The organism is Salinivibrio sp. MA427 (genome assembly GCF_001996115.1).
GTDB classification, from domain to species: domain Bacteria; phylum Pseudomonadota; class Gammaproteobacteria; order Enterobacterales; family Vibrionaceae; genus Salinivibrio; species Salinivibrio costicola.
Map to the genome: position 1 here is coordinate 1 of NZ_MUFH01000086.1, position 9,295 is coordinate 9,295.

A 9,295-nucleotide genomic window follows, 5' to 3' on the forward strand; every position below is an offset into this window, starting at 1 on the left:
CATTGGTGGTAATCCCGTCGCTTGAGTGATTTGACATATACGAACGGCCACTCTCGTAAGTCATAATCACATTAGCGATACCTGCCGTATCGGCAAGCATCCGTACTTGGGCAACATTCTCTGATTCGGTCAAATTTCTGGCAAAGTGCCCGGCGCCTTTTTCAACCGCGTTGAGTTGGGATTGAACTAATTGCTCTAATTCAAGCACATGGTGATCGACCTTATTTTGCGTTTGTTTCACCAGGGCACTGACCATGTTGTCACGTAATGACATCGCATTCAGCGAACCGAGGACGACCAGAGAGAGGGTCACAAGCAAACCCACTCCCAAAATAATGCGAGATTTAAACCCTAAGGTCATAGCGATTACCCCTTACTGAGCGTGCAGTAAACTGTCTAAAAAGTAAGGGTGAATTCCTTGCAAGGTAGGAACCTATTGCCCGCTTTTTTATGCGGTTATGATAAGACCACCAAGGAGTCACCCAGCCAACACTTTCTTTTACAAGATTGTCATTTTCTTTTAAAAGACTGTCAGTACAAGTTGCTTCATAAACAAAGAAGATTTCTTGATAAGAATAACACTAGAGTGGGTTCTACGATTTTGCCAACTTAAAAAACAAAAAATGTATGACAATCTAGCGTCATTTTAGCCTTGAGTGAGTCATGAAAATAAGACAGAAGAAGATGGTTTAAAACGGTACGTGTGGTAGAGAGGAGGACAAACGTTATCGTATTTGCAGGCTGAGTGCGGTTCGGCACCAACTCACCGTGTTTGGTGCCTGAGTGTGTAAAACGTTGATCACGGTAAGTGTGAGTGAAGTACGGTTTCAGCGCTCGGTCGTATCGGTCGCTGTTTCAGGGATAATAAAGGCCTCAGGTTGAGCGCGATACTTGTTAACAGATGATAAATAGACATCACGTTGCCAATCCACCAAAACATTGGCTTCTTGTTCGTAAAGGCTTTGTGGCGCTTGGTTATTCACCACTTTCCAGACGGCATACGCAGCTTGTTTATCAAGCTCTATTTTTTGTTTTTCGTCAGCTGGAAGGTTGGCTAAGTTGATATCCATTAGTACGTTCTCATGGTAATCGGAATGAATCGATCCTAACCGAGCAGGGTGTGCTCGGCAAGATTTACCCGCGATTAACGAGGTACTGACATTATAATCTATGTGTCTGTTACGCTGGTCGCCATGTATTGTATACCGACTGGAAAACAGAATGACGTTTGACGAGCAAGACAGACAAGCTCTGCACCAAACTTGGATGTCTTACAAAGCCAAAGCACGGATCACACAAAGCGAAATGGCAAAAAAGTTGGAAGTGAGCCACCTAACGTTTTCTCGCAGTATCCATGGTGATGGTGTACTAGAGAGCCGGTTTGTATTCGCCTTTTGTCATGTCATGGGCGTTGAGCCAAACAAAATTTTGCCCAGCTTACGTAATCGTGAGCAAGTTAGCCAAGACGTATTAGTTACCAACAAAGTCGTTGTTGATGGTGATATTGAAGCGGTTTACTACGAGGGCCATACGGTGATTATCGAATACCGTAAGCCGCTGGCGCCATCAGATGATACGACGCTTGAACGGGTTTCTTGAGCGACGAGCAGGTTCTGGCCGTTGTGGATCAGGCCTTTGTGAGAGCTGAGCCATAATTGCCGCACGTTCGTCGTCAGTCATTTTGCCCCAGTTGATGATTTCATCGAGTGTGCGCTTACAGCCGACACAGACATCGTCTTCACGACGACAATGACCAATACACGGGGTTAACACAGACGCTCCTTAACCTATCACGGGAAGGTAACGGACAGCCCGGTTGGCTACCCGTTACCTTGTTATGGCTCTTTATTTTGAGTATATCGCGTTGTTTAACGTGTCACCATGCCTCTGGCTTGCTGGGCACGCTCTTCATCACTGGCTTCGGCGGACGCTGGGGTGACTAACGCGGTTTGGCACGCTGGGCGTTCAGCCAGTTTATCGATCCAGGCTTTTAACGCGTCCAGTCCAGTGACATCAATACCACTCCATGCATGAATTCTTGCCCAAGGCCACGTGGCCATATCAGCGATCGTATAGCTATCACCGGCAAGGTAAGAGTGACGTTGCAACTGATGGTCAACAACCTCAAGCAGGCGGCGCCCCTCTTTTTGATAGCGTTCAATGGCTGCGGGGATGTTCTCTGGGAAATAACGATAGAAGACATTCGCTTGCCCCATCATGGGTCCAACGCCCCCCATTTGAAACATCAACCACTGTATCGCTTGTGAGCGCGCCTTAGGATCTTCAGGTAAAAACTGCCCTGTTTTTTCCGCGAGATAAAGCAAAATTGCCCCAGACTCAAAGACTGGAAAATCGCCATGACTTTTATCGACAATCGCAGGAATACGCCCATTGGGATTAATGGCGAGAAAGTCAGGTTGTTTTTGTTCGTTAGCCATTAAATCAATGGGATGGAGCTGATAGGCCAATCCCATTTCTTCCAGTGCAATTGCGACCTTTTGACCGTTCGGGGTTGCAGCAGAATAGAATTCAATCATCGTTGCTCCTTGCTTTATCGGTAGGAGATTTATTCGCCACCAGGCTAATGAATTGGCTCTGATCGCGATGAGGTTGTTCGGTTCAGTATTGGGGCCAATGCGTTTTAGATCAATCAATGGATTGTTATCTGTGTGATTGACCATGTGAGTGACAGTGTCACGCCGTCTTGTTGCGGACGGTGAGCCGCGGTGAGTTGAGCTTGATGAAAATCGGCAATAAGACGCGCGATATAGAGGCCTAAACCGAGATGAGGTTTATCGGCGCCGTGATGAGCGGGCCGAACACTCACCATAGAGTGAAAGAGCTGTGTGCGCATATCACTCGGGAGCAGTGGCCCGGTATTAGTGACGGTCATGATCACTTTGTCAGCATGCACGCTAAGCGCAAGCGTAATGGGCGCCGCACCGTCGTCAAATTCCACCGCGTTGGCGATCAATTTGTCGAGCAACTGCGCCAAATAATCGGGGACACCTTCAAGCGTGATGATCTGTTCAGGGAGCGTCAGCGCGAACGTCTTTTCTGGATACGCCAGTCGATACCCTTGAGTGCATCCGTCTAGCAGTGCATTGAGGTTAACAGGCTCTTTATCGGCGTTGTCAAAGCTTTGTTCTAGACGCGTCGCTTCGGTCAGGGTTGATAAAATGCCGGCAAGGCGTTGAACCCCATCTTGAGCGCGATTGATATAAGTAAGCTGGCTGGGATCGGTTTGGGTGTACGCCATATTTTCAAGCGAGGATCGTACGACGGCAATGGGCGTGCGTAACTCATGGGACAGGCGCGAGGCCATTTTTTCTAGATACTGATTATAGCCAGCAATGCGTCCGACCATATCGGCCATGGTGCGTGACAGGCGACCAATTTCATCTTGGCTGTCTGCGGTTGTGATGGCGCCTGTGACGCGTCCTTGGCTGTCAATGGCGTGATCCGCTTCATGTTGTAAGCGACGTAAACGCTTAGCAATGTGCGAGCCAAATAACAACAGCAATAAAACGCCCGTGCAGATCACCGCGAGCATCACCGAGAAAAGCGTTTCGAGAGCGTCATTACGTAAACTGCGAATGCCATTGGTGGTTTCTTCAACGATCACCGCGCCCGCGACGTCATTGTTGAGCCAAATGGGATAGGCGGCGGAGAGAATCATGGCTTGGCCATCATCCGAACTGCGCCACCCTGCATAAGGGCGCCCTTGTAGTGCCTGCTGTGCCTGTACACCTTTGTAAATAGAAGCTTGTTGCATCGCATCGATAAAATGATCAGGTGGTGTCACTAGCAAGCGATCGTACCAAGCGCGGAGCAGTGTATCGGTAAGCCAAGCAATCAATCCGTGGCGCGTTTGTGGCGCTGATGATGACTGCCAGACACCGTTTGAGGTTTGGATATCGCCATCTTTAGCAAGCACTCGGCTATGTGTATCTACGACCCAAACGCGCGACGCGTCATTATTCATGCGTTCAATAAGGGTTTGAATCGCGGCAGAGGGGGTCATAAAACTGCCAAGTGACGTCGGTGTGCGTGTGGAGGCTGTGCCAATAATGGCACGTAATGGGCGCTCGAAACTATCGTCCAGATCGTAGTAGGCCAGCCCGAGTTGTTGACCCACCCAATCTGATGGAAGTTTTATCTCAACCTGATAGCCAGTGTCTGTCGTACGCCATTTGGCGGCAATGGGTAAAGGTTGCGTCGGCCCCTCAGTTTCATGTTGATTGGACTTTACAGGCAATCCACTTGCTAAATGTGTCACATGAGCATCGCGTGAGCGCGGATCTTGGCTGAGGGCCACGCGGTAAAACGCGCCTTGAGGAGAGGTTAGGGCAACAATAAGATGATCCTGACTGGTGAGATCGCTCTGATCTTGCGAAGGGGTGGGGGTCGCATCGACAATATCGAGCGCTAAGTAGACGGCGTGATCATTGCTTGCTGTCAGTACCGACAGGGATAGCTGCTCGCTGTGATAGGGGCGTTGATTGAAAATTAACCCGTCACGCTGATAGTTGCGCTGATGCTGCTGATAGCGTTGCCACTCGCGTAGATCACCATCCAGAGTAATGGGGTGGGTAAGCCGAAAAGCATGCAAATCTTTACCTGGATCGAGGCGCGTTGGTGAGTGACGATGAGTGAAAAGTGCTGGTCGGTCGTTCATCCCCATTGCAAATGCGCGAGCTGTGCCCATCAGAGTTTGTTCTTGGCCCTGACGTAAGACGCTTTCCATCTCCCAGACATATTGATAACCCAGGTAAGGCAAGAGCAATAAAAAGCTAGAGAGCACGACAATTTTAGTCCGGATCCCGACCAAATAAGGCCATAAACCTTGAGTCAGCCGACGCCATCTTGCCATTATATTGGTGCCTCATCCCAGCGATACCCCATGCCATAGACCGTTCGAATACAGTCAAACTGGTTATCAATAGCCATGAACTTCTTCCGAATCCGCTTAATGTGCGAGGTAATGGTACTGTCATCCACAACAGCATGTGCCTCATCCATTAAGGCTTGTCGGCTCTTCACGTGTCCCGGGCGTTTAACCAGGGCATGGACCATCCAAAATTCAGTCACGGTAAGATCAATCAGCTGGTCATGCCAGTACACACGCATACGATCAAGATCGAGATAGAGTGGCCCAGATTGCAAGCGTTTATCTTCTGTCGACGGTGCTTGTGCTAAGAGATCGCTACGGCGAAACAAAGCGGCAATGCGCGCCATCAAATGCGGGAGCGACACATCTTTGGTTAAATAATCGTCTGCTCCCATCCGCAATCCCACCACGGTATCGATATCACTATCACGCGCGGTCAGAAAAATAATGGGCACGTTCGCTGATAGTGCGCGTAATGCTTGGCATAGCGCAAAGCCGCCATCAATTTCATTGCCTAAACCAATATCAATAATGGCTAAATCAGGTAGCCGCTGCTCAAAAGCGGTTTGGGCTGATGGACGATCGGCGTAGGTATTAACCTGATAGCCTTGGCGACGAATCACATCGGCATAGTTATCGCGAATGGCGGCTTCATCTTCAACAATTGCTATCTGCTTCATGGTACGGGATAGGTCACGAGTGTTGCAGTGACTATACCCAAACTCAGCGCAGAGAAAACCCCTTTTGCCGGATTCCGCGCAATTGCCATATTTTTGCCATTATTGATCGTCACATTGCCATTTTTATAGCCGTAAATTGCCTGATCTACTTGTTTTAATGTCCTCACTGCCAGCACGGCACAACACCCACTCTTTCGAGGACGAGAACACTATGGATATTAAAAAAGCACTCACACATTCTGTATTTGCGGTTTCTATGTTTGTTGTTGCAACACCACAAGGCATGGCCGCCACGCAAGTCGAGCGAGACAAAAAGCCAGAATTGATCGGTATGGGCAGCGGTGCTATTGCTGGTGCAGTGGTCGCAGGACCGGTCGGTGCGGTGGCTGGCGCCATCATAGGCACAGTGATGGGGCAAAATGCGAGTTTTGAAACCCTTGCGACTGAGCAGCAAGATACGATTGAAACCATGAATGCGAAAAATACGCAACTGAGCCTTGTCACGCAAAAATATAATGAGGCGCAGTTAGAGCTTGCCCGCCTGCGTGCAGAGCAACATTCTATTGAGGACATAGACTTGGCGATGAATATTCAGTTTCGAACCAGCTCGGCTGAGATTGCACCTCACTTTATGATTCAGCTGGATGAATTAGCGAATTTTATCCAACAAATGCCCGAGGCACAGTGGCAATTAGCCGGTTATGCAGACCCGCGCGGTCGTCAATCTTACAATCAAGATCTGTCTGAGCGCCGTGTACAGGCGGTAAGAGATTACTTGGTGTCAGTCGGGGTTAGCGCGAATCAGTTAGAGACGATTGCCTATGGCGACAGTCAGCCACTGGCCGATCAAGCCAACAATGAGGGCTTTTTCTTTGACCGTCGTGTGACGGTAAGCCGTATGGCGGATACGCCAACCGCTCAGCGTTAGTCACCCATCCCCGCGCTTTTTACAACATAACGCCTCATCGGTAGATTGAGCCAGCAGTCTGCGGGTGGGGTAACCCAAACAAGGAAGACGATAATGATAAGACAAGCCATTGATAAAGACATCGATACCATTAGCCAACTCTGCGCACTTTGCCAGTCAGATAGCGTAGACAAGCGTCAGATTCTTCGCTATATCAGGCACTTACTTAATAAAGACTTGGTGTCAGTCAGCGTGGCTGAGCTTTGCGGCTTGGTGGCGGGTGTGGTGGTTTGTCAGGTGATCCCACAATTAGGTTTATCAGGCCACATGGGGCGCATTAGCACCATTATTGTTGACGAACCATTCCGTGATATGACGTTGGTGCGTCAACTGCTCGTCGCTGCCGAGCAGGCGCTGATAGCAAGAGGGTGTGATCACATTGAAGTTGGTACGGTTAGGCTGCGGAGGGCTAGTGGGGTGCCGAGCTGTGACATGTGGGAATAGATGTGTTGAGGGCTTGAGAGAGCCGGGCTCGCTCCCGAAGAACCGGGTAGGGATGCCAAGCTTGATTTGCGAGGCCAACGACGGCGGGCCGGRATTCGGATCAGCTCATAGTAGTCGGAGTGCGGGCAAGACGTTCATAGGGCGAGGGGGTTTTCCATGACCCTTAGAGTAGAGAAAAAGGCTGGATGGGCTATACTATATGCATAAAAGCTTTAGAGCGAGTTGCTAGAAGCTGCATTATACGAAGCGCCATAAAATAGCCACTTAGGATCCCAAAGAATGAGCACATTGCAAAAGGTCGCTTACGTCGAGGACGACCCAGACATCCGTGAGATTGCCGCCCTCGCCCTGGAAGACGTGGGTGGGTTTACGTTGAAAATCTGTGAATCCGGCGAAGTCGCACTGCGGGAGATCCCGGCATTTGAACCGCAAATGATTCTGCTGGATGTCATGATGCCTGGCATGGATGGCACGGAGACGCTGACCGCGCTCAAAGAACAGGGGGCCATAACGGAAGCCACCCTGGTTGTGTTTATGACGGCTAAAGTTCACCCGGAGGAATTGGAACGTTATAAAAACATGGGCGTCGCAGAGGTGATATCAAAACCCTTCGATCCCATGACTCTGGCGGATGATATACAAATGATCTGGGAGCGGTTCGATGGCTGAGCAGTCCCTTATCAGTCGTTCGCTCAGCCATATTGAAAAGTTAAAAGCGGCTTACGCAGAACGTTTGGAGTCCGAATTCAAGCGGATTGAAACTCTGTCTTCCCGTTTGAAAAGGCATCCCTCTTGTGATAACGCGCTAAGTGAATTGCATTCGGCGTTGCACACGCTGGCGGGTGCTGCCGGAACCTTTGGTTTTCACTCGCTCGGCGAGAAAGCCCGAGAGCTTGAAACAATAGTGGCAAAAAAACTGTCAGAATCTTCCGACGAAGTAGCCGTTCCCGTCAGGTGGTTGTCTGAACTGAGGGAAGCTCATGCGGCCGACAGGCATGGGCAGAGCGAAGAAGCGATTGAAACCAGCCCTCAAGCTATTGCTGCAGACTCTCCTTGCCTATGGCTGGTAGAGCGTGATCATCTGCTTGCCAGTTATGCCCTGTCGCAACTGACAAGTTTTGGCTTCCGTGTTTATCACCTGGACGATGCCGACGCCCTTAAAATAACCGATAACCCGGAGCCAGATTTATTGCTGATTGATCACCATGCCGTTCAGTGCGAAGAGTCCGAAGCCCAAGACTTTTGGCAATCCCTGCTAGACGGTTTTCAATGCCCGATATTCTTTACCGGTGCTGAGGATAGCTTCAGTGCGAAGCTGGAAGCTCTGCGCGCGGGCGCTCTGGGGTATTTTGTCAAACCCTTGGATATGACCAAACTTGCTTCACACATCTCCCAGGTTATTCGGACTGAGGACTCTAAACCCGGGCGGGTTCTTATCATAGAAGACGATCGGGAGCTTGCGAGTTACTGTAAGTCTATCCTTGAAGAGAAGGGAATGCAGGTAGCGGTACTCGAGAAGACCGAACAGCTGTTCGAAACCGTCAGCGAATTTAACCCCGAGCTTGTTCTGATGGACCTGTGGTTGCCACATGTGACCGGTGCGGAGCTTGCCGCACTGCTTTCGCAAACAGCTCGTTGGGCACATTTACCCATCATCTACCTGTCCGCGGAGTCTAACCGGGAGCTGCGCAACCAGGCTCTGCTGAGGGGCGGAGACGCGTTTCTGGAAAAACCCGTCGACATGGACCTTTTGGTCCGATTATGTGCGGCCAGAATCCGGCGCTTGCGCGAACTGGAACGAACCCGAAATCGAGACGGCCTGACCGGTTTGCTGAAGCATGCCAGCATCAAGGAAGCAGTGCAGATGCAATGGCAGTTAGCCCAGCGGCGCCCGCAAACCTTCAGTGTCGTGATGTTGGATATCGATCATTTCAAAGCCGTCAACGATACCTACGGTCACGCGGTGGGTGACACTGTGATCGCCGCAGTGGGCACGCTGCTTCGCCAGCATTGCCGGACCACTGACAAGCTGGGCCGTTACGGTGGCGAGGAGTTCACACTGGTGTTGCCGGATTGTAATGCCGACCATGCCCACAAGCTGGTGAACCGCTTGCGGGAAGATTTTGCGGGCATTAAATTTGCGAGCGATGGCGAATCGTTTACCTGTACCCTCTCAGCAGGCGTGGCAGATAACCATCAGTTTCCGAAAGACACGGCCGAAGCATTGCTGGAAAAGGCTGACCAGGCACTTTACCGCGCCAAGCGTGACGGGCGAAACCGGGTGGTGCGCGCGTCAGATCAGCAAGTATAGAG

10 protein-coding genes and 1 pseudogene are annotated in these 9,295 nt (G+C 50.4%); 5 read left to right on the plus strand and 6 right to left on the minus strand.

Translation table 11 applies throughout. The annotated features are described in order from the left end of the window. A pseudogene (locus BZG79_RS07650) lies at window positions 1-361 on the minus strand (methyl-accepting chemotaxis protein); the annotation flags it as partial. A gap of 466 nt (window positions 362-827) precedes the next feature. Next, complete coding sequence (locus BZG79_RS07655) at window positions 828-1,070, minus strand: DUF3283 family protein (protein ID WP_021022993.1); 243 nt, start codon at window positions 1,068-1,070, stop codon at window positions 828-830. A 151-nt stretch (window positions 1,071-1,221) separates the two neighbouring features. Here BZG79_RS07655 and BZG79_RS07660 point away from each other — a divergent pair, with 151 nt between their 5' ends. Continuing rightward, window positions 1,222-1,599, plus strand: a complete 378-nt coding sequence (locus BZG79_RS07660; RefSeq protein ID WP_021022994.1) for a hypothetical protein — start codon at window positions 1,222-1,224, stop codon at window positions 1,597-1,599. Here BZG79_RS07660 and BZG79_RS07665 read toward each other — a convergent pair. The 4 genes from BZG79_RS07665 to pdsR form a co-directional block, all read right to left on the minus strand. Further along, the gene (locus tag BZG79_RS07665; RefSeq protein WP_021023966.1) at window positions 1,567-1,773 is read right to left on the minus strand and encodes a DUF1289 domain-containing protein; all 207 of its coding nucleotides are present in this window, start codon (window positions 1,771-1,773) and stop codon (window positions 1,567-1,569) included. The two genes, BZG79_RS07660 and BZG79_RS07665, sit on opposite strands and share 33 nt — an antisense overlap. A 95-nt stretch (window positions 1,774-1,868) precedes the next feature. After that, on the minus strand, window positions 1,869-2,537 hold the full coding sequence (locus tag BZG79_RS07670) for a glutathione S-transferase N-terminal domain-containing protein (RefSeq protein WP_021022995.1): 669 nt from the start codon (window positions 2,535-2,537) through the stop codon (window positions 1,869-1,871). A gap of 113 nt (window positions 2,538-2,650) precedes the next feature. Beyond that, entirely contained in the window at window positions 2,651-4,873 is a 2,223-nt protein-coding gene (pdsS, locus tag BZG79_RS07675; RefSeq protein WP_077774103.1) for a proteobacterial dedicated sortase system histidine kinase, read from the minus strand. Next, complete coding sequence (gene pdsR / locus BZG79_RS07680; RefSeq protein WP_077647341.1) at window positions 4,873-5,571, minus strand: proteobacterial dedicated sortase system response regulator; 699 nt, start codon at window positions 5,569-5,571, stop codon at window positions 4,873-4,875. The genes pdsS and pdsR overlap by 1 nt, the downstream gene beginning before the upstream one ends. Before the next feature lie 211 nt (window positions 5,572-5,782). Here pdsR and pdsO point away from each other — a divergent pair, with 211 nt between their 5' ends. The 4 genes from pdsO to BZG79_RS07700 all read left to right on the plus strand — a co-directional run bounded on the left by pdsO (window position 5,783) and on the right by BZG79_RS07700 (window position 9,293). Further along, entirely contained in the window at window positions 5,783-6,499 is a 717-nt protein-coding gene (gene pdsO / locus BZG79_RS07685; RefSeq protein ID WP_199877606.1) for a sortase-associated OmpA-like protein PdsO, read from the plus strand. A gap of 93 nt (window positions 6,500-6,592) precedes the next feature. Continuing rightward, window positions 6,593-6,982 carry a GNAT family N-acetyltransferase gene (locus tag BZG79_RS07690; RefSeq protein WP_077774105.1) on the plus strand — a complete coding sequence of 130 codons (390 nt, stop codon included), beginning with the start codon at window positions 6,593-6,595 and terminating at the stop codon, window positions 6,980-6,982. Window positions 6,983-7,261: 279 nt separating this feature from the next. After that, window positions 7,262-7,651, plus strand: a complete 390-nt coding sequence (locus tag BZG79_RS07695; protein WP_077774106.1) for a response regulator — start codon at window positions 7,262-7,264, stop codon at window positions 7,649-7,651. Continuing rightward, window positions 7,644-9,293 (plus strand): diguanylate cyclase, encoded by a 1,650-nt coding sequence (locus BZG79_RS07700; RefSeq protein WP_077774107.1) that lies wholly within the window; start codon window positions 7,644-7,646, stop codon window positions 9,291-9,293. Before BZG79_RS07695 ends, BZG79_RS07700 begins: the two co-directional genes overlap by 8 nt. Window positions 9,294-9,295: the final 2 nt, after the last annotated feature.

Excerpts from the sequence above, each read along its gene's own strand:
- BZG79_RS07660 (WP_021022994.1), top strand. The coding sequence starts at position 1,222 with ATGACGTTTGACGAGCAAGACAGACAAGCTCTGCACCAAACTTGGATG.
- pdsO (WP_199877606.1), top strand. The coding sequence starts at position 5,783 with ATGGATATTAAAAAAGCACTCACACATTCTGTATTTGCGGTTTCTATG.
- BZG79_RS07655 (WP_021022993.1), bottom strand. The coding sequence starts at position 1,070 with ATGGATATCAACTTAGCCAACCTTCCAGCTGACGAAAAACAAAAAATA.
- BZG79_RS07690 (WP_077774105.1), top strand. The coding sequence starts at position 6,593 with ATGATAAGACAAGCCATTGATAAAGACATCGATACCATTAGCCAACTC.
- BZG79_RS07670 (WP_021022995.1), bottom strand. The coding sequence starts at position 2,537 with ATGATTGAATTCTATTCTGCTGCAACCCCGAACGGTCAAAAGGTCGCA.
- BZG79_RS07700 (WP_077774107.1), top strand. The coding sequence starts at position 7,644 with ATGGCTGAGCAGTCCCTTATCAGTCGTTCGCTCAGCCATATTGAAAAG.
- pdsR (WP_077647341.1), bottom strand. The coding sequence starts at position 5,571 with ATGAAGCAGATAGCAATTGTTGAAGATGAAGCCGCCATTCGCGATAAC.
- pdsS (WP_077774103.1), bottom strand. The coding sequence starts at position 4,873 with ATGGCAAGATGGCGTCGGCTGACTCAAGGTTTATGGCCTTATTTGGTC.
- BZG79_RS07695 (WP_077774106.1), top strand. The coding sequence starts at position 7,262 with ATGAGCACATTGCAAAAGGTCGCTTACGTCGAGGACGACCCAGACATC.